Source organism: Nocardia sp. A7 (assembly GCF_046549215.1).
Classification (GTDB): Bacteria; Actinomycetota; Actinomycetes; order Mycobacteriales; family Mycobacteriaceae; genus Nocardia.
In genome coordinates this window covers 1,306,134-1,324,843 of sequence record NZ_JAJPWE010000002.1, presented here as the reverse complement: position 1 = coordinate 1,324,843, position 18,710 = coordinate 1,306,134, and the positions used below count along the sequence as shown (strand labels likewise).

Annotated in this window: 16 protein-coding genes; 6 read left to right on the top strand and 10 right to left on the bottom strand. The window is 67.3% G+C overall.

Annotated features, from left to right (window positions below):
• Positions 1-39: 39 nt before the first annotated feature.
• Together ACLJPD_RS17525 and ACLJPD_RS17520 are read left to right on the top strand one after the other, a co-directional pair.
• Entirely contained in the window at positions 40-468 is a 429-nt protein-coding gene (locus tag ACLJPD_RS17525) for a nitroreductase/quinone reductase family protein (RefSeq protein WP_410873260.1), read from the top strand.
• 113 nt (positions 469-581) lie between these two features.
• The gene (locus ACLJPD_RS17520) at positions 582-1,691 is read left to right on the top strand and encodes a serine hydrolase domain-containing protein (protein WP_410873259.1); all 1,110 of its coding nucleotides are present in this window, start codon (positions 582-584) and stop codon (positions 1,689-1,691) included.
• Positions 1,692-1,722: 31 nt separating this feature from the next.
• On the opposite strand, the gene ACLJPD_RS17515 is transcribed toward ACLJPD_RS17520, so the two are convergent.
• Positions 1,723-2,715 (bottom strand): helix-turn-helix transcriptional regulator, encoded by a 993-nt coding sequence (locus ACLJPD_RS17515; protein ID WP_410873258.1) that lies wholly within the window; start codon positions 2,713-2,715, stop codon positions 1,723-1,725.
• 62 nt (positions 2,716-2,777) lie between these two features.
• Here ACLJPD_RS17515 and ACLJPD_RS17510 point away from each other — a divergent pair, with 62 nt between their 5' ends.
• Positions 2,778-3,908 (top strand): epoxide hydrolase family protein, encoded by a 1,131-nt coding sequence (locus ACLJPD_RS17510; protein WP_410873257.1) that lies wholly within the window; start codon positions 2,778-2,780, stop codon positions 3,906-3,908.
• Between the two features lie 41 nt (positions 3,909-3,949).
• Here the strand turns inward: ACLJPD_RS17510 and ACLJPD_RS17505 are convergent, their stop codons facing one another.
• On the bottom strand, positions 3,950-4,756 hold the full coding sequence (locus ACLJPD_RS17505) for an ABC transporter permease (protein ID WP_410873256.1): 807 nt from the start codon (positions 4,754-4,756) through the stop codon (positions 3,950-3,952).
• Positions 4,753-5,688: an ATP-binding cassette domain-containing protein gene (locus ACLJPD_RS17500; RefSeq protein ID WP_410873255.1), complete on the bottom strand. Its 936-nt coding sequence runs from the start codon at positions 5,686-5,688 to the stop codon at positions 4,753-4,755. The genes ACLJPD_RS17505 and ACLJPD_RS17500 overlap by 4 nt, the downstream gene beginning before the upstream one ends.
• A gap of 163 nt (positions 5,689-5,851) precedes the next feature.
• On the opposite strand from ACLJPD_RS17500, the gene ACLJPD_RS17495 reads away from it, so the two are divergent.
• The gene (locus ACLJPD_RS17495; RefSeq protein ID WP_410873254.1) at positions 5,852-6,490 is read left to right on the top strand and encodes a PadR family transcriptional regulator; all 639 of its coding nucleotides are present in this window, start codon (positions 5,852-5,854) and stop codon (positions 6,488-6,490) included.
• A 33-nt stretch (positions 6,491-6,523) separates the two neighbouring features.
• Here ACLJPD_RS17495 and ACLJPD_RS17490 read toward each other — a convergent pair whose 3' ends face one another.
• Positions 6,524-9,808, bottom strand: a complete 3,285-nt coding sequence (locus ACLJPD_RS17490; protein WP_410873253.1) for a hypothetical protein — start codon at positions 9,806-9,808, stop codon at positions 6,524-6,526.
• Positions 9,809-9,882: 74 nt separating this feature from the next.
• Positions 9,883-10,869, bottom strand: a complete 987-nt coding sequence (locus tag ACLJPD_RS17485) for a saccharopine dehydrogenase (RefSeq protein WP_410873252.1) — start codon at positions 10,867-10,869, stop codon at positions 9,883-9,885.
• Between the two features lie 64 nt (positions 10,870-10,933).
• Between ACLJPD_RS17485 and ACLJPD_RS17480 the strand changes: the two genes are divergently transcribed.
• Both ACLJPD_RS17480 and ACLJPD_RS17475 read left to right on the top strand, forming a co-directional pair.
• On the top strand, positions 10,934-11,542 hold the full coding sequence (locus ACLJPD_RS17480; RefSeq protein ID WP_410873251.1) for a TetR/AcrR family transcriptional regulator: 609 nt from the start codon (positions 10,934-10,936) through the stop codon (positions 11,540-11,542).
• A gap of 28 nt (positions 11,543-11,570) precedes the next feature.
• The gene (locus tag ACLJPD_RS17475; protein ID WP_410873250.1) at positions 11,571-12,113 is read left to right on the top strand and encodes a GNAT family N-acetyltransferase; all 543 of its coding nucleotides are present in this window, start codon (positions 11,571-11,573) and stop codon (positions 12,111-12,113) included.
• On the opposite strand, the gene ACLJPD_RS17470 is transcribed toward ACLJPD_RS17475, so the two are convergent.
• The 5 genes from ACLJPD_RS17470 to nuoL are packed head-to-tail and all read right to left on the bottom strand — an operon-like array spanning position 12,089 to position 18,710.
• Positions 12,089-12,937, bottom strand: a complete 849-nt coding sequence (locus ACLJPD_RS17470; protein WP_410873249.1) for an SMP-30/gluconolactonase/LRE family protein — start codon at positions 12,935-12,937, stop codon at positions 12,089-12,091. The two genes, ACLJPD_RS17475 and ACLJPD_RS17470, sit on opposite strands and share 25 nt — an antisense overlap.
• 10 nt (positions 12,938-12,947) lie before the next feature.
• The gene (locus ACLJPD_RS17465) at positions 12,948-13,586 is read right to left on the bottom strand and encodes a class I SAM-dependent methyltransferase (RefSeq protein WP_410873248.1); all 639 of its coding nucleotides are present in this window, start codon (positions 13,584-13,586) and stop codon (positions 12,948-12,950) included.
• A complete protein-coding gene (gene nuoN / locus ACLJPD_RS17460; protein ID WP_410873247.1) occupies positions 13,586-15,208 on the bottom strand; it encodes an NADH-quinone oxidoreductase subunit NuoN in 1,623 nt (540 codons plus the stop codon). Before nuoN ends, ACLJPD_RS17465 begins: the two co-directional genes overlap by 1 nt.
• Positions 15,205-16,827 carry an NADH-quinone oxidoreductase subunit M gene (locus ACLJPD_RS17455; RefSeq protein ID WP_410873246.1) on the bottom strand — a complete coding sequence of 541 codons (1,623 nt, stop codon included), beginning with the start codon at positions 16,825-16,827 and terminating at the stop codon, positions 15,205-15,207. The genes nuoN and ACLJPD_RS17455 overlap by 4 nt, the downstream gene beginning before the upstream one ends.
• On the bottom strand, positions 16,824-18,710 hold the full coding sequence (gene nuoL, locus ACLJPD_RS17450; RefSeq protein WP_410873245.1) for an NADH-quinone oxidoreductase subunit L: 1,887 nt from the start codon (positions 18,708-18,710) through the stop codon (positions 16,824-16,826). The genes ACLJPD_RS17455 and nuoL overlap by 4 nt, the downstream gene beginning before the upstream one ends.

Genomic DNA, 18,710 nt, shown 5'->3' with positions numbered 1-18,710 from the left:
TACTCGCACACACAGGGGGCGGGGGAGAGGATGCAGGGCATGAGTGAACCCCAGGACTGGAACAGCAAGATCATCGCCGAATTCCGAGACAACGAGGGGCGCGTGGGTGGTCCCTTCGAGGGTGCGCCGATGGTGCTGGTGCACCATCGAGGGCGGCGCACCGACCGGAAGTTGGTGTCGCCGATGATGTACCTGGCCGACGAGAACGACCCGAAGCTGATGTATGTCTTCGCGTCCAAGGCCGGTGCCCCGACCCATCCGGACTGGTACTACAACCTCACCTCGGCAGGTACGGCGCAAGCCGAGGTCGGCACCGAAACCTTTCCGGTCACCGTCACCGAGGTGACCGGCGCCGAACGCGACCGCCTCTACGCCGAGCAGGCTCGACGGTATCCCGGTTTCGCCGAGTACGAGGAAAAGACGAAAGGGATTCGCACCATTCCGGTGCTGGCATTGCGACGTACCTGATCCGATGATGTCGCGGGGCAGGGCGAACCGTCCTGCCCCGCTACTCCGGTTCGAGTGGTCTGTAGTACCGCAGTCCAATGCGTGTGCGGGCCTCGGCTTTCTACCGTTCGACCATGCGTTGTCGAACACTCACCATCCCGATCCTCACCGCCGCCGCGATGCTGTCCGGCTGCACGACGGGCACGGCCGAACCGGCAGCCCGTGCGGCCGTCGTGCGCGCCGACCTCGACGCGATGGTCGGCACGGGTGCCATCGGAGCCATCGCCACGCTCACCGAGCACGGCGCGAGCACCGTCGTCGGCTCCGGCCGGGCCGCGACGGCCGCGGCGACGCCGATCAGGACCGACGTTGCTCAGCATGTCCGGGTCGGCAGCATCACCAAGTCGTTCACCGCCGCGATCGTGCTGCAGTTGGTGGCCGAACACCGCATCGAGCTCGACCGGTCCATCGACACGTATCTGCCCGGACTGCTCGCCGGTGACGGCGTGGACGGTCGCGCGATCACCATCCGGCAGATCCTGGGCCACCGCAGCGGCCTGCCCGAACCGGCCCGATCCCCGGAGCTCGATGAGCACGAAGCGGCAGAGAACGGCCGCACCTTCACCCCGGCCCAGGCGATCGCCCTGGCTCTGGAGCACCCGGCGAAGTTCGCGCCCGGCACCGGATTCGAGTACACCAACATCAACTACATCGTGGCGGGCATGCTGATCGAGGCCGTGACCGGACATCGCTACACCGACGAACTGCGCGACCGCATCCTGACTCCGCTCGGCCTGTCGAACACCTACCTGCCTGCCACCGGCGAAACCGGTCTGCGCCAACCCCATCCGACCGGCTACACCACCGTGGACGGGACCGTCACCGACACGACACGAATGGAGCCGTCGGTGCCGTGGACATCCGGCGCCCTGGTGAGCACCGGCGCCGACGTGAACCGGTTCTTCCTCGCCCTGCTGGCCGGTCAGGTCGTGCCCGAGCCCCAGCTCCGGCAGATGCTCGACGGAGTCGACATGGGCAACGGTGACGGCATGTTCTACGGCCTCGGTCTCGGCTACACCCCACTGCCGTGCGGTGCGCAGTACGTCGGCCACATCGGCGGCGTCCCCGGCTTCTCCACCATCGCGGGAGCCACCCCCGCCGGTCGTGCGGTGACCATCGCCTACACCGGCACGTCCGCCTCGGTCGATCTCGCGGGACTGCTCACGCACGCACTGTGCGAGTGACCCTCGTTGACGCTGAGCGAACGCCTTTGTGTCAGTGCGAAGGTGGCACCGGGTGCAGGTTTGCCTCGGGTGCATCAATGGTTGCGACACGGCAGCGCTCGCCCACCGTCCGCAACGCCCCGATGAGCTCCGGTGGACCGGTGACGGTGAAATCGGTGTCCAAGGCGGTGATCATCCAGGCCAGAGAGGCAGGGGAGTCGGCACCCAGGTGCAGTAGACAGCTGACATCATCGACCGCTTCGAGGACACCCATGCCCGGCCAAACCCGCTCGGCCAGGTCGGTGGCCGAGCCGTGCAGGGAGACGACGGTGCGCCACGGCCACGACGCGACCGACAGCCTGCGGGACAGGTAGGTCGCCGCGTCACCGTCGGGCAGCGGGCGCGGGGTGAAGCGTGGGCCCGTCGGGACACGGGGGTGAAGTCGGTCGATGCGAAACGAGCGCCAATCCGCCCGGTCGACGTCCCAACCGACCAGATACCAGTGCCTGCTGACATTGACCAGCGAATCGGGCTCGACGTCACGGCGAGACGTACGTCCACCATGATCGGTGTAGTCGAACCGCAGGCGCTCGCGGCCTCGGCACGCTTGCGCGATCGTCAGCAGCGTCTCGGGCGAGACCCGCGGCGCTTCGGCGGAAACCCGCACCATCGACTGTTGCAATGTCGCGAGCCGATGCCGCAGCCGCGACGGCAGCACCTGTTCCAGTTTGGCGAGCGCCCGCAACGACGCGTCCTCGATGCCGGTGACAGTGCCGCCCGAGGTGGTGCGCAGACCGACCGCGACGGCCACGGCTTCCTCGTCGTCGAGCAGCAGCGGCGGCATCGACGCACCGGCCCCCAACCGGTATCCCGCGGTGCCCTGCAGCGCCTGCACCGGATAGCCGAGCCCGCGCAACCGCTCCACATCGCGGCGCACGGTGCGCCCGGTGACATCGAGCTCGGTCGCGAGTTCGGCACCGGACCACGCGCGATGGGTCTGCAGCAGCGACAACAGTCGCAGCAATCGAGTGGAGGTTGCGGACATGCCCCCATTCTGCCGCCGACTTAGGAACGATCTCGACCTAAGCCGTCTCTAGCGTTACCGGTATGACCGACACCTTCCGGATCGACATCCCGCAGTCCGACCTCGATGATCTGCACGACCGCCTCGCCCGCACCCGCTGGGCCGAGGATCTGCCCAACACCGGCTGGACCTACGGCCTGCCCACCGGTTACCTGCGCGACCTGGCCGAATACTGGCGAACCGAGTTCGATTGGCGTGCTGCCGAATCCGCACGCAACGCGCGCCCGCAGTTCGTCACCGAGATCGACGGCCAGCGCCTGCACTTCACCCACGTCCGCTCACCCGAACCCGACGCACTGCCGCTGGTCCTGGTCCACGGCTGGCCGTTCACCGACTTCGGCGCGACGATCGGACCGCTCACCGACCCCGCCGCGCACGGCGGCGACCCGCGCGACGCCTTCGACGTGATCATCCCGACGCTGCCCGGTTTCGGCTTCTCCGGACCCACACATCAGCCCGGCCAGGCCGCGACCGAACGATCCGCCGAACTGATCGCCCAGCTGATGAGCAGGCTCGGTTACGAACGCTATGGCGCGCAGGGTAGCGACGCGGGCTCGTTCATCGCCCCGCACTTGGGCCGGGTCGACCCCACGCGCGTCGCCGGCGTGCATCTCAATGCCGCGATCACCATCCCCGCCTGGGACGACGACGGTGCGAGCTACACCGAGCAGGATCGGGAAAAGCTTGCCGCACTCCAGGATTGGAGCAGCAACGAAACCTCCGCCTACGCCGGCGTGCACAGCACCCGCCCCCAGACCCTGGCCCACGCGCTAACCGATTCGCCGGCCGGTCTGCTCGCCTGGGTCATCGACGTCGTCAACACCTACAAGGACCCCGCCGCCGCGCTGCCCGAGGACTCTCTCGACCGCGACGCCATGCTCGCCGAAACAGCGATCCTCTGGTTCACCGGCACCGCCGGTTCCTCGATGCGCCTGTACAAGGAATCCCAACAGTGGGGCGCCGATCTGGCGAGCTCCGGTGTCCCCACCGCCGTCGCGGTCTTTCCCGGCGACACCACGATTCGTGGCATCGCGGAAAAGCAGAACAACCTCGTCCGCTGGACCGAATACGACCGCGGTGGGCACTTCGCCGCCATGGAAGCACCCGACCTGCTGGTCGAGGATGTACGTGAGTTCTTTCGTTCGGTGAGGTAGAGCGAAGGTGCCCCCGGTCGGGAGCGGGGGCACCTCGACGGCTATCGGCTCAGGTCCCGGAAACGCTTCACCGCCAGCGGGAAGAACACCGCGATCAGCGCCAGCGGCCAGGCCACCGCGAGCCACTCCGCGTGGGTCGCGGCCCAGGAGTCGCCATCGGCGCCCGGATTGCCGAACAACCCACGCACCGCGGTGGCCGTCGCCGACATCGGGTTCCACTCCACGACGGCACCGAGCCAGGACGGCATCGATTCGGGCGAGGCGATGGCGGTGGAGAGGAAGCTGATCGGCCAGACCAACATCTGCACCGCCTGCACCAGTTCCGGCTTGCCCGCGACCATCGCCAGATAGATGCCGATCCACAGCATCGCGAACCGCAGCAGCAACAGCAGGCCCACCGCGGCGAGGAAGGAGGACAACCCGCCGTGCCAGCGCCAGCCCACCACATAACCCACCGCGATCATCACCGTGAGCCCGACGACCGATTGCAGCATGTCCGCGACGCTGCGCCCGACCAGCACGGCGCCGGAGTTCATCGGCATCGAGCGGAACCGGTCGATGACACCCTTGCCGAGGTCCTGGGTGACCGACAGCATTGTCGCTTCGAGCCCGAAGGCCATCGTCATGGTCAGCATGCCGGGAACGAGAAACGAGGTGAAGTCCCCGTCGACGCCACGTCCGCCACCGATCAGGTAACTGAACATCAGCAGCAGCATCACCGGGAAGATCAACCCGACGACCACCTGCGCGGGCTGGCGTGCCCAATGCGCCAGCTCGCGCCTGGTCATCGTCCAGCAGTCGGCGGCCGCCCAGCCCAGCGTCGAACCGGTGTCGAATGTCGTACTCACACAGTCTCCTTCGTCAGATGCAGGAAGACCTCGTCGAGCGTCGGTCTGCGCAGGGCGATGTCGTGCGCCTCGATGCCCGCAGTCTCCAGAGCGCGCACGGTCTCGGTGAGCGCGGCCATCCGGTCGGCGACCGTCGCGCTGACCATCCGCCGGTCCTCGTCGACCACCGCGTCGCCAGGAATCAGCGAGGCCGCGAGGGCGAGTTGAGTGGTGTCGTGCAGGACCACGTCGATGCGGTCACCGCCGGTTTTGGACTTCAGCTGGTCGGCTGTGCCCTCGGCGATGACTTTCCCGTGGTCGATCACCGCGATCCGGTCGGCCAGCTGGTCGGCCTCCTCCAGGTACTGCGTGGTCAGCAGTACGGTCGTGCCGCCGTCGACCAGCGAACGCACCGCGCTCCACACCTCCGTGCGACCGCGGGGGTCGAGTCCGGTCGTCGGCTCGTCAAGGAAGAGCACCTGCGGCTGGGAAATCAGCGACGCCGCGAGGTCGAGGCGCCGACGCATGCCGCCGCTGTACTGTTTGACCGCTTTGTTGCCGGTGTCCGCGAGCCCGAAGCGATGCAGGAGTTCATCGGCCCGGGTGCCCGCCCGGCGCGCGCCGAGATGGTAGAGCCGCCCGAACATCTCCAGGTTCTGGCGACCGCTGAGTTCCTCGTCGACGGCGGCGTGCTGGCCGAGTAGCCCGATGCGCAAGCGCACCTCCTCGGCCCTGTTTATCGCGTCGATGCCCGCCACCTCGACGCGCCCCGCATCGGGGCGCAGCAGTGTGGACATGATCCGTACGGCCGTGGTCTTTCCCGCGCCGTTCGGGCCGAGAATGCCCTGGACGGTCCCGGCTCGGACGGTGAGATCGAGCCCGTCGAGGGCATGTTTGTCTCCATACCGCTTTCGCAGGCCTTCGACGACGATCGCCTGATCGTGGTCAATCACTACACTCTCCTTCAGTCAGTAATCAAACTTGACTAGGACGACAAAGGTACGAACTTTTCGCCATTTAGTCAAACTTGATTACTTGTCGGCGCCGTGATGTCGCGACAGCTGGTTAAGCTGACTTCGAGATGCTCTAGTCAAGGTTGCCTAGAAGGAGGCGTACATGTCGGCTATCCGGCTGCTGGTGCTCGGCGCGGTCCGCCAACACGGACGTGCACACGGCTACCAGGTGCGCAACGACCTGGAGTTCTGGGGCGCCCACGAGTGGTCCAACGCCAAGCCGGGGTCGATCTACCACGCGCTCAAGCAGCTGGCCAAGCAGGATTTCCTCGTCGCCCACGAAGTCGCGCCGAGCACTGCCGGCGGCCCGCCCCGGGTCGAATACGAGATCACCGACAAAGGCACCGAGGAGTACCTCACGCTGCTGCGCCAGGCCCTGACCTCCTACGACCAGCAGATGGACATGCTCTCGGCCGCAATCGGATTCATGGTCGACCTGCCACGGGACGAGGTCGTCGCACTGCTCGGGCAACGGATCGCGCGGCTGGCGCAGTGGCGAGGCTCGGTGACCGAGTACTACACCCCGGAGGACGGCCCGCAACAGCTCGGCCACATCGGCGAGATCATGAACATGTGGCTGCATTCGGCCGACAGCGAGGCGGCGTGGACGAACAACTTGATCGGGCGGATCGAAGACGGCGCCTACATCTTTGCGGGAGAGGGAGAACCTTTCGTCGGGGTGCTCGCCGAAGGCGAGCCGAATCCGTTCGCGACCGGTCCGGATCCTGAGGACCTCCGTTGAGCGGTGTGCGTCCTGGTGCAGCTCTGCGACGGGCTACTCCGGCGCCGTGAAAACGGTGTGGGCGGCACGGCGGACATCGGGGTCGGCGTGCGTGCGCAAGGCCGTGAGCAACTGGACCCACTCGGGTGACCAGCCGAATTCGGCTGCGCATCGATCGATGATGGTGAGTGCGGCCAGTGCGGTGGAAGGTGTTGGGCTGCGGGCGAGTTCGGCGCCGATCAGATGAAACGTCGTCGGTGGGGTGGTACCCAGTTCGGCGTTGAGGCGTTGGCCCAGGTGATGAGCAGGCCGGGTGATGAGAGCTCCGGTGGCGTAGCGGGCTACCTCGTCGAGGGTCGCGATGACACCAGCGGGATCGGTCCAGCGGAGGGCCACCATGCTGAGTTCGATCACCTGGTCGTGCCAGATCGCGTCATCGGCCAATGCGGCGACGACCGGAGCGGAAAAGCCACGCGGGCTCGTAGGGTGATCGCGCACAACGGTCATGAACAAGTGCAGCAGCATCGAAAGACGTTGGTGTGCGGGTATATCCCGGCCGGCGGCGGAGAACTCGGCGCTGCGCAATCTGTGGACGGCCTCGACCACAGCCGCAGGGTCACCGTCCGCCCGGACACCCGCCAACAGCGCGCGCAACGCGGCGATCCACGTGCCGAGCGATTCGAGGTCGGTGAGCCTGCCGACGATCACCTCGTCGGTGCCCGGTGCCCACCATCGCTGCCACGAGCTCAGTGCGTTGAGCGCGGGGGCGGCCAGGCGAGGATCGCGATCGGCGGCCAAGTCGCGCACCGACGCCGCGAACCGTTGCCGCTGCGGGACGGGCACCATCATCGGCCGGATGTCGAGGATCGCGCCGGCCACCGCGTGATCGGCCGCCGCTTCGTGGAGCAGCGCCCACGTCTGGTCGTGGTCGAGCAGGAATCGGGTGGCGAACACGGCCGCACGTCGCACGTCGCGATGCGCATCGGGGCGGGTGGCGAGTCCTGCGATGATCGGCACAGCATCAGGAGCCCGCAACTCGGCAAGGAGCCGGATCCCTTCTTTCCTGGCGGTGACCTTGGGCGACTCGAGCAGTGGCGCAAGGGTTCTCGACAACCGATCCGGCGCGACCCACCTGGCACAGGTCGCGATTCCGCTGACCGCGACCCGAGCACGATCGTTACCCACATGCCGCGCGAGCACGCCGATGGCCGCTTCGGGCTCATCGCTGGCGCCCAGCGCTGTGAGCGCGGCCTCGACATCGACGAGTTCGCCGTTGTCGACAAACCACATCAGCCGCGCGAAACTGCCCGGCAGACGACCGAGTTGGCGGATAGCCGAGGCTCGCTCGTACGGAGTGGCCGCGCGGCCGCGGGCGTAGTCGTACAGCAGCCGCGCGTATCGGTCGACGTGATGCGGTGACCACCGATGAAATCCGGTGACCCACATCGGCACGAACACCACCTTCGCCGACAGGAACCGGCCCGGTGTCCTGGTGTTCAGCAGGGCATCGAGCAGGTCGGTGCGACGGACCCCGATCAGGCTCTGCACCTGCGGCACCGTGATCAGGGATCGGTCGCGGGCGAGCAGTTCGTCGAGGTGGGCGTCGCGGGTTGCCGGTGCGTCCAAGGCGAGTCGAACCGCCTGGCGGACAGTAGAATCCGAGGACGCGAAGCAGGCACGCACGATCAGCCGTTGCAGTTCGGGCAGATCGAAAGCGCGGCGGCCGAGGCCGTCGGCCAAGCTCAGACACAGATCCCAGCGGTCACGGTCGGCATCGGCCGCGAGCCTGGGAAGCAGCGTCGCGAGAATCTGCTGTTCTGCTCCGCGGGGCAGATTACGGTGCAGGCCGGACAGATTCGGGTCGATCGACAGTTCGGCGAGCCTGCCGATGATCCGGAGCGCGACCGCGGTGAACGCGGCCTCGGCGGTGGCGCTGCCGTGGAGCAGCAGGGTGCGGGCGAGAGTACCGACCGCGTTCGAGGTGTTGTATGACCGATCGCGCGCTTGCAGAGCGTCGGTGGCGAGTTGTTCCAGCCCGGGTAGGTGGTCGGGAATCAACAGCGACATCGGGATGCCGGCGATCGCACCGAGTGCACTCGTGCGGACGGGGTCTTGTTCGTTACGCAGGCGCGCCAGCTGGGTCAGCAGGTCGGTGATGACCGATGGATCGCGGCTCCCTGCGGCGGCAGTGACCAGGTGGGAGTAGGCGATGGCGCGCTCGTCGGCAGTGGGGCGCCGGATCGCCTCGGTCAGTGCCGGTTTCGCTTCTGTCCACGTCAGCCGCGCGGTGAGCCGGTCGGCCACTACGGGAATGTCGGCGCCACCGGGGCGGGAGAGGAGATCACGGGCGATCTCGGCACGGGCGGCACCGGGAATCGCGTCGAGCAGATCGAGGTCGACCGCGGCAGGGGACAACCCCGGGCGTGCGAGATCGGCCCCGGCGATCGCGGTGCGCCGCGATGGTGGAACAGTCCGCAGAAACTGACGTTTGGCGCGGGTTGCGAGGTAGAGCTCCCGCAGTTCGTCATCGGGCAGAGATCGCATTGCCCGCCACAGTGCCGGGCCCGCGAGTGCGCGGCCGTTGCCGCTGGAATGCAGAATCAGTCGCCGGATTGCCTGCGGATTGTGGCGCGCCAGTTTCCCGGCCACGGGATTCAACGCCGTCACCGGCACATATTCGACGGCCGCCGCAGCCAGCGCTAACAGCCGATCCGGGGCATACTCTGCCGCGGCGCTCAGGCGTGACCAGAGTTCGCGCCACTCCGCGCGGTTCGCGCCCACTGACTGTGCCTCGACGAAATCGAGGACGACACCGATGTGGGTGTTGGACAACGTGGTCCAGTTCCGCACCGCGTACGCCAGCGGCGGCAGCCACTCGGCCACCACCGCTGCCGAACACGACGACAGAACGCGCGCCGCCTCGGCGTCGCCGAACGAGCTCCGCAACACAGGGAGCAGAGCATCGGCGATCTCGGTTCGACCACCGCACCCCAGCGCCCGGCTGATGTTCTTCCTGGTTCGCTGCGAAGCGCCCGGCAGTCTGTCGACAACCACCGCAGGATCGACGCCGAGGCGGATCAGCCCCGTCAGAGCCTGACCGGCGGTCTCCTGGTCCGTCGAATCGAGCTGCGACAGCAGGTAACCGCGTTCTTCACCGACGACAGCCAGATAGTTCGCCGTCCGCCGCCCTGATCGCCCCTCCCCGGCGATCTCGCCGAGCAACGTCACCAGCTCGCCAGTCCCGGTCGACCGCCGAGCCGCGAACGTCAACGCCCGCATCCGCTGCGGCACAGACATCCCCGCCACGTCGTGCACCAGTGTTCTCCCCGTGCCCTTCATGCAGGCCACCGTATCCGCCGAGACCGACAGTTCTTGCTCTGGCATACCTCGAGGCGGCGGCCCTTGGAGGCCCGCTAACTGAGCTTCGCGCCGATTTCGCGCATCCGCTCCATCGCATAGGCCGGGTCGATCAGCGACTCCGGCATGTGGATGCCAGGTGCCGGCCGGACGCCGTGCAGGCCGAGAAGTCGTTCTGCGCCGAGGGCGATGCCGAGCGCGGTCAGGGGTCGTTGCCCGGCTGGATGGACGAGGTGGTGCGTTCGATGGAGTGGATCACCTGCGTGGTCGGTGCCGTCGAGCTCGATCCGGATTTCGGTCGAGGCAGGTTCGCCACGACGTCGGCTCGGTGTTTCGCCCACCGCGAAGTCCACCCGAACATTCGGTGCTCCGGTCGCGAGGGCCAGGCTCGGCACATCGAGAACCGGAATGCTCTGACCGGCCACGGTGGTGCCGTCGACGGTGCGCACGTCGGCTCGTGCGTCGGCCTCGGCGAGCCAGGTGAAGACGCCGTCGCGACGCACCAGACCGGCCGACGTGACCGACGACCACCGCTCCAGATCGGCGATCCCCGCTGGCCCGCCGGTGTCCGTCTCATCGAGTGCGACACCGACTCGGACTGTGTCGACTCCTGCGAACGCGCGCGCGGAGTCGAGTGTGGCGAGAACGACGATGCCCGCCATCAAGTGGCTGGCGACCAGAACTGGTGCCGCGCTCGACTTCTGCGCGCCCGCAACGATTTCCGGGCCGATGTCGAGCAGGCCGCTGGAAATGCTGAGGTAGGGCAGTTCGCGATCCTGGGCGTAGTGCAGGCCATTGAGGCGGTCGTCCCACAGCGTCGCGATCACCGCGGAGTGGGCGGTTTCGGTCAGGCCGAGATCGCGGCGCGACAGATCGATCGTGACCGCTGTGGCGGTGCCGAGTTCGTCGGCGACCCGCTGCGCGCGGTCGAGGTCACGGCCCGCGATGGTCAACGGCAAGGTCGGATACCAGCGGCGCAGTAGGGCGGCGGTGTCCGATCCAGCCTGCCCCGACCCGCCCAGGATCAGTACCGATTGCTCCATGATGAACTCCGCTCCTCGATTAAACTACAGTTTGTAACTTACTCTTTGTAGCTAAACTGGGGCGATGACGCAAGGGAGGACGATGACCGCACGATCGGGCAGACTGGCCAAGCCCGCCAGACGCGAGCAACTGCTCGACACCGCCTTGACGGTGGTGCGCGAACACGGCACCGACGGCCTGACGCTCGCCACCCTCGCCGAGGCCGCCGGGGTGAGCAGGCCGATCGTGTACGACCACTTCGGCACCCGCCCCGAACTACTGCTCGCGCTGTACCGGCAACTCGACGAACGCCACCGCCTCGCCTCCGAACAAGCCGTCCGCGACGCCACCCCCACCGTCGAGGGGATCGCCCGCGTCATGAGCGCCGCCTACTTCGCCTGCGCCACCGAAATGCCCGAGTTCGACGCGATTTCCGCTGCGCTGAAAGGGAATCCGGACGTCCAGGCCATCCAGCACGACATGCTCGACAGCTACCGAGACTGGATGGCAGACACCCTCCTGCCGTTCTCGTCACTCACCGCCGCGGCGCTTCGCCTGCGCTGTGTCGGCGTATTGGGTGCGGCCGAAACGCTGGCCACGGAACTGAACCTGGGCGCGACGTCCGCAGAGGAAACCATCGCGGCCCTGACCGACCTGATCGTGGGCAGTATCGGCGCGGGAAAGCGACACTGACCACTGCGGTTCGAGGTACGGTCCGCGTGTGCCCGAGTTGATCACTCCCTCTGCCGATCTGTTCGCAGCATGGCACGAAGCGCAGGTCGAATGGGGTCCAGGTGTCCACGAGGACGGCTTCGGCCTGCTGCCCGGTGACGACGTCGGCTCCGCGGCGGGCTTCGAGGCTTGGGTTGCGCGGCTTGTCGATGCGTCAGCGGAGGATGCGGTCGGCCGGTGTACGTATCGGTGGATCGTCGATGGTGATCGGGTGCTCGGTGGAATCGCGTTGCGGCACGGGGCGGGTGAATTGGAGCAGCGGGTCGGACACATCGGCTATGGGATCCGGCCCTCGGCACGCCGACTCGGGGTGGCGACTTGGGCCTTGGGGCAGATCCTCGCTGAAGCGCGGACGGCCGGAATGGATCGCGTGCTCGTTGTCTGTGCCGCGGAGAATCTCGGCTCAGCGAAGACGATCGAACGTTGTGGCGGTGTGCTCGAAAGGATCGAGGACACCGAACTCGGTCCGGCACGGCGGTATCGGATCAGAATGGACGCTCGGCAGTGTCAACCCGGTACCTCGGTGACGTAGATCCGCGCGCTGCGGCGAGACAACACGGCTTCGAGCTGGTCGATCCCCTCGAACTCGTTGCACAAGAGGAACAGGTGTCGACCCTCCGGCCCGCCGAGCGCGCAGGAGAAACACGGGAGCTCGGTCTCGACACGATGGGTGATCTCGCCACCGTCGAGCACCCGAACCACGACCCCCGCGGGGGCGCTCTCATCGTGGGGGTCGGGCATATCAGCGGTTTGACACCAGATGCCGCCGTCGGCGTCGATGCAGATTCCGTCCGGCCCCAGCCCTTCGGCCCAGGTACGTCGACCCGACAACGAACCGTCGTCCTGGATGTCGAACGCGGACAGCCGACCGGCGAAGGATTCCGCGATCACCAGTGTCGAGCCGTCGGGGGTGACCACCATGCCATTGGGGAACTCGATGTCCCCAGCGACGTCGCGGGGGGATCCGTCGGCGTCGATCAGACGGATCCAGCCTGGTACGGGAGCGCCACCACCCAAGAAGTCGAAATCGGCGCCGTTGACATAGACATGAGCGGCCGGATCGACGACGAGTTCGTTGCCGCCTTGTGCGCTGTGCCGCACGGTCGACCCGTCCGGTTCGACCCTGGTCAACTCTTCGCCCGAGACCAGCAGCCGACCATCTGGCAGCCAGTCGATCGACCACCCCATCGTGTCGCGACCAGGCGCGACCACTTCGGTCTGTCCGTCGAGGTCGACGGCGAGCACGTCTCCGCTGCCCCAGTGGGCGAACCACAGTCGGCCGTCGTGCCAGCGTCCGGATTCGACCATGATCAGTTCGTCCACCAGCAGCCGCGGAGGTGGGAGGAGTATGGCCATGGTCGCAATGCTATCGACGTTCGACCGTCGCGAGCCAGGCAGAGGACGTGTCGGCGAATCGTGTTCGCAGGTGTTCCGGGGTGATGGCGCAGAGGTGCCAGGCGGGGTTGTCGGCGAAGGGTGCGCTGAGGGCTTGCCTGGTGACCGGGTGCGGTCCGGTGTCGGGACCGGTGTCGCTGAAACACAGCACGTACAGGCTGCCACCGGGGTCGGTGACCGACGCCAGACTCGCCACGTACTCGATGCGTTCGGACGCGTCGAAGGTATGGAACAGGCCGCAGTCCAGCACTGTTTCGAAGCGGCGATACAGACGCTGCAGGTGCAGCGCGTCGGCTATCGCGAAGCCCGCGTCGATCCCGTGATCGTCGGCTGTTCGTCGGGCTGTGGCCAGCGCTGACTCGGCCACGTCGACGCCGAGCACCGGTAGCCCGCGGGCGGCGATGAACAGGGCGTTGTCGCCGGTGCCGCAGCCGACGTCGAGGACCGGTCCACAGAACCCGCCCGCTTCGGCCAGCCGGACGACGGCGGGCTGCGGTGCGCCGATGTCCCAGGGCGCGGGGCCGTCGAGGTAGGACGCGTTCCACGGCCGACCGGTTCGGCGTTCGTGGCTGGTCGGTGGGCGTGGGTCGGGCTGGGGAGTCGACGGCATCAGCGGATGAACACCGCGGCACGGTCGGCGAGGTCGAGAATCGGTTGGGGGAACAGGCCGAGCAAGAGGGTGGCGCCCGCGCTGAAGGCCACGACCAGGGTGGTCGCGAAGGGCGCGGTCACGGTGGGCGCGTCGGCCGGGGGGTCGGTGAAGAACATCAGGACGATGACCCGGACGTAGAAGAAGGCGGCGATGGCGCTGCAGAGGACGCCGATGATGACCAACGCGGCGTAGCCCGCACCGGAAGCGGCGGCGAAGACGGCGAACTTGCTGACGAATCCGCTGGTGAGTGGCAGACCGGCGAAGGACAGCAGCAACAGGGCGAATGCCGAAGCGAGCCACGGGGATCGGCGGCCAAGACCTGCCCATTGGGACAGTGCGGTCGCTTCGTCGCCGGAGGCGTCACGCACCAGACTGACCACCGCGAACGCACCGACTGTGCCGAGGCCGTAGGCAAGCAGGTAGAACAGCACGGCCGCGATGCCGGCGTTGTCGGCGGCGGCGACACCGACGAGCAGGAAACCGGCGTGGGCGATCGAGGAGTAGGCGAGCATGCGTTTCACGTCGGTCTGGGTGATCGCCATGATCGCGCCGACGAGCATGGTCGCCACGGCGACCGCGGCCAGGACCGGTCGCCAATCATCGCTCAGCGCACCGGTTCCCACCATCAGCACGCGCATGGTCGCGCCCACCGCGGCGATCTTGGTGGCGGCCGCCATGAAAGCGGTGATCGGTGTCGGCGCGCCCTGGTAGACATCGGGCACCCAGGCCTGGAACGGGACCGCACCGATCTTGAACAGCAGACCGACGGCGAGCATCCCGATGCCGAGCAGCCCCAGGGTCGCGTTCTCGGGCTGTTTGTCCAGTGCCGCGCCGATTCCCGGCAGTGACACCGTGCCGGTCTGCCCGTAGAGCAGGGCGACACCGTAGAGGAAGAACGCCGAGGAGAATGCGCCGAGCAGGAAGTACTTCAGCGCCGCTTCCTGCGAGAGCAACCGCCTGCGCCGGGCCAGTCCACACAGCAGATACAGCGGCAGCGACAGCACTTCGAGCGCGACGAACATCGTCAGCAGATCGTTGGACGCGGGGAACAGCAACAGACCGCCGACCGCGATCATCGTCAGCGGGAACACCTCGGTGGTCGCCACTCCAGAGCGCACGGCGGCGAGCTCGTGCGCGCTGCCCGGCACGGCGGAGGCCTGCGGGGTGAACGCGTCGACCCCGCGATCCAGCGCGGCAGCCGCCCGACTCCACGTGCCCGGTCCGCTGCGTGCCCGCGGCACCGCACCGCGCTCGGCGATCAGCAGCAGCCCCAGCAGTGCGACCAGCAGGATCGTGCCCTGCAGGAACAGCGTGACCCCGTCGATGGCGACCGCGCCGACCACCGCCGTGCCTTCGGACCCCGCGAGCAGTACTACCGCGACCAGTGCGCCGACCACACCGGCCAACCCGAGCACCAACTGCGTCAGGTAGCGGTAGGGCCGTGGCACGAACGCTTCGACGAGCACACCCACCACACCGACCGCGAACACGATCAGCATCGGGGCGAGCAGGTGGTATTCGATGCTCGGTGCGGGCGCGATGGCCGCGAGCTCGGTGATGGTCACGGAGTCCGTCCTCATTTGTGGCCGCCTGCGGGCGGGGTGGCCGCACCTGCTTCGGGGGCCGGGACCGTCGGGGCGGGATCGTGCTTACCGATCGTCGAGAGAGTGTGTCCTACGGCGGGATCCACCAGATCCAGGATCGGTTTCGGATAGAACCCGAGCACCAGCAGCGCGACCAGCAGCGGCACCACCACCGCGAGCTCGCGTGGCACCAGGTCGCGCAGGTGCTCGTTGCCCGCTTGCAACGGGCCGGTCATCAACCGCTGATACAGCCACAGCACATAGATCGCGGCCAGCACCAGCGCACCGGTCGCGATCACCGCCGCCACCTGGTACTTCGGGAATGTGCCGACCAGGACCAGGAATTCGCTGACGAACGGTGCCAGCCCGGGCAGCGACAAGGTGGCAAGGCCCGCGATGAAGAACGTGCCCGCCAGCACCGGCGCGACCTTCTGCACGCCGCCGTACTCGGCGATCATCCGGGTTCCGCGCCGGGAGACGAGGAACCCGGCGATGAGAAACAGTGCGGCCGTGGACAGTCCGTGGTTGACCATGTAGAGCGTGGCCCCGGATTGGGACTGGCTGGTCATGGCGAAGATGCCGAGGATGATGAACCCGAAGTGCGAGATCGAGGTGTAGGCGATCAGGCGCATCACATCGGTTTGGCCGATGGCGAGCAGTGCGCCGTAGAGGACGCCGATCACGGCCAGCGTGATGACCAAGGGCGCGAAGGTGTCCGAGGCCAGGGGGAACAGCAGCAGACAGTAACGCAGCATCCCGAAGGTGCCGACCTTGTCGACGACGGCCATCATGAGCACCGCGCTGGACGGGGTGGCCGAGACCGCCGCGTCGGGCAGCCAGGTGTGCAGTGGCCACAGTGGTGCCTTCACGGCGAAAGCGAACATGAAGCCGAGGAACAGGGCATTGAGAACCGCTGTGCTGCCCCCGAGTTCACCGTTGTTGGCCGCGGCGACCACGACCCGCAGATCGAAGGTGCCCGCCGATCCTTCGCCGAGGCCCGCCTGGGCGGTCAGTACATACAGCCCGATCACCGCGGCGAGCATGATCAGCCCACCGAACAGGTTGTAGAGCAAGAACTTCACCGCCGCGCGTGAGCGTTGGGCGCGGATCGCGGCGTCGGTGGTGCGGGAGCCGAAACCGCCGATGAGGAAGTACATCGGGATCAGCATCGCTTCGAAGAACACATAGAACAGCAGGATGTCGAGGGCGAGGAACGAGATCAGCACCATCGACTCGACCAGCAGCATCAACGCCATGTAGATGTGGATGGTCTTGCGGCCGTCGCCGGTGGCGGTGTCGTCGTTCCAGCCCGCCAGGATCAGCAGCGGCACCAGCACCGCGGTCAGCAGGACCAGAGCGGTGGCGATGCCGTCCAAGCCCAGGGTGTAGCCGACACCGAATGCCGGGATCCACTCGTGGGATTCGACGAACTGGTACTGCGCTGCGCCGGGTTGGAACCGCACTGCCAGATAAACCGCGAGGACGAGCACACCGATCGACACCGCGAACGCCACGCCACGCGCCACAGTGCGGCGGGCGGCGGGCAGGACGAGCACCACACCCGCCCCGATCGCGGGGGCGAGCCACAGTGTCGTCAGCCAGGGAAACGAGTTCACCAGAACCTCACCGCCAGCAGGGCAGCGGCCACCAGGGCCGCGCCGGTGAACATGGACAGGGCGTAGGAGCGCACGAAACCGTTCTGCACCTTGCGGATTCGCGCCGACAGGCCGCCGATCGAGGCGGCCGTTCCGTTGACGATCCCATCGACGCCCTTCGCGTCGAGGAAGACCAGCGCCCTCGTGAGATGGCGGCCGGGGCGTTCGAACACGGCTTCGTTGATCTTGTCGCCGTAGAGATCGTCACGCGCGGCGCCGGTCAGCACGCTGACTCGCTCCGGCGCGACCTCGGGGATCGCGGTTTCGGCGTACTTGCGGTAGGCGACGGCCACACCGATCGCGACCGCTGTCAGTGCCAGTCCGGTGACCACCGCTGCGGGGATCACAGGCTCCGCGTGATGGGAACCGACGACGGGTTCGAGCCAGTTCACCAGCGACGAACCCCACACGAACACCCCGCCCGCGAAGACCGATCCGAACGCGAGCAGGATCATCGGCCCGGTCATCACCGCGGGTGACTCGTGCGGATGGATGTCGGGCTTCCAGCGGCGCTCGCCGAAGAACGTCATCAGCATGACCCTGGTCATGTAGAAGGCGGTGAGTGCGGCACCGAGCAGCGTGACCACACCGAGCAGGATGCCGGTGGATCCGCCGTGATCGAAAGCCGCCTCGATGATCTTGTCCTTGGAGAAGAACCCCGAGAACGGTGGCACGCCGATGATGGCGAGATAGCCGAGGCCGAAGGTGATGAACGTGATCGGCATCAGCGTGCGCAGCCCACCGTAACGGCGCATGTCGGTCTCGTCGTCCATCGCGTGCATCACCGAACCGGCACCGAGGAACAGCCCGGCCTTGAAGAAACCGTGGGTGAGCAGGTGCATGATCGCGAACGCGTATCCGGCTGGGCCGAGGCCGACGGCCAGGATCATGTACCCGATCTGGCTCATCGTCGACGCGGCCAGTGCCTTCTTGATGTCGTCCTTGGCGCAGCCGATGACGGCGCCGAACAGCAGCGTCACCGCGCCGACAGCGAGCACCGCGGTGCGCGCGTCCGGCGCGAGGTCATAGATCGGGTTGGCGCGGGCGATCAGGTACACACCGGCGGTGACCATGGTGGCGGCGTGGATGAGCGCCGAAACCGGGGTGGGGCCTTCCATCGCGTCGCCGAGCCACGACTGCAGCGGCACCTGCGCGGATTTTCCGCAGGCGGCCAGCAACAGCAGCAGCCCGATCGCGGTGAGTGTGCCTTCGCTCGCACCGGGAGTGGCCGCGAACACGGTGCGGAAGTCGAAGGAACCGAACGCCGCGAACATGACCATCATCGCGATGGCCAGGCCCATGTCGCCGACCCGGTTGACCACGAACGCCTTCTTGGCTGCCGTTGCGGCCGAGGGCTTTTCGTACCAGAACCCGATCAGCAGGTAGGAGGCCAGGCCCACGCCTTCCCAGCCCAGGTACAGCACGAGGAAGTTGTCGGCCAGGACCAGCACGAGCATGGCGGCCAGGAACAGGTTGAGATAGCCGAAGAACCGGCGTTTGCCCGGATCGTGGCTCATGTAGCCGAGCGAGTAGAGGTGGATCAGTGATCCGACGCCGGTGATGAGCAGCGCGAAGCAGATCGAGAGCTGGTCCAGTTGCAGGCTGAAACCGACCTGTAGGTCGCCGACGGGCACCCAGTTGAACAGTTCCTTGTGCACGGCGCGGTCGGCGTCAGGGCGGCCGAGCATGCCGAAGAACGCGACGAGGGCCACGACGAACGAGGCCACCGCGGCGGCGGTGCCCAGGTAGGGGCCCCAGCGGTCGGTGCGGTGACCGAACAGGAGCAGGACGATAGCGCCTGCGAGCGGGAGGGCGGGCAGCAGCCACAGCATTGCGGTACCCAT

What these genes read in the sequence shown, in the direction of transcription:
- ACLJPD_RS17525 (WP_410873260.1), top strand. Translation starts at nt 40, where the DNA reads ATGAGTGAACCCCAGGACTGGAACAGCAAGATCATCGCCGAATTCCGA.
- ACLJPD_RS17520 (WP_410873259.1), top strand. Translation starts at nt 582, where the DNA reads ATGCGTTGTCGAACACTCACCATCCCGATCCTCACCGCCGCCGCGATG.
- ACLJPD_RS17515 (WP_410873258.1), bottom strand. Translation starts at nt 2,715, where the DNA reads ATGTCCGCAACCTCCACTCGATTGCTGCGACTGTTGTCGCTGCTGCAG.
- ACLJPD_RS17510 (WP_410873257.1), top strand. Translation starts at nt 2,778, where the DNA reads ATGACCGACACCTTCCGGATCGACATCCCGCAGTCCGACCTCGATGAT.
- ACLJPD_RS17495 (WP_410873254.1), top strand. Translation starts at nt 5,852, where the DNA reads ATGTCGGCTATCCGGCTGCTGGTGCTCGGCGCGGTCCGCCAACACGGA.
- ACLJPD_RS17490 (WP_410873253.1), bottom strand. Translation starts at nt 9,808, where the DNA reads ATGAAGGGCACGGGGAGAACACTGGTGCACGACGTGGCGGGGATGTCT.
- ACLJPD_RS17485 (WP_410873252.1), bottom strand. Translation starts at nt 10,869, where the DNA reads ATGGAGCAATCGGTACTGATCCTGGGCGGGTCGGGGCAGGCTGGATCG.
- ACLJPD_RS17480 (WP_410873251.1), top strand. Translation starts at nt 10,934, where the DNA reads ATGACGCAAGGGAGGACGATGACCGCACGATCGGGCAGACTGGCCAAG.
- ACLJPD_RS17470 (WP_410873249.1), bottom strand. Translation starts at nt 12,937, where the DNA reads ATGGCCATACTCCTCCCACCTCCGCGGCTGCTGGTGGACGAACTGATC.
- ACLJPD_RS17465 (WP_410873248.1), bottom strand. Translation starts at nt 13,586, where the DNA reads ATGCCGTCGACTCCCCAGCCCGACCCACGCCCACCGACCAGCCACGAA.
- nuoN (WP_410873247.1), bottom strand. Translation starts at nt 15,208, where the DNA reads ATGAGGACGGACTCCGTGACCATCACCGAGCTCGCGGCCATCGCGCCC.
- nuoL (WP_410873245.1), bottom strand. Translation starts at nt 18,710, where the DNA reads ATGGGTACCGCAATGCTGTGGCTGCTGCCCGCCCTCCCGCTCGCAGGC.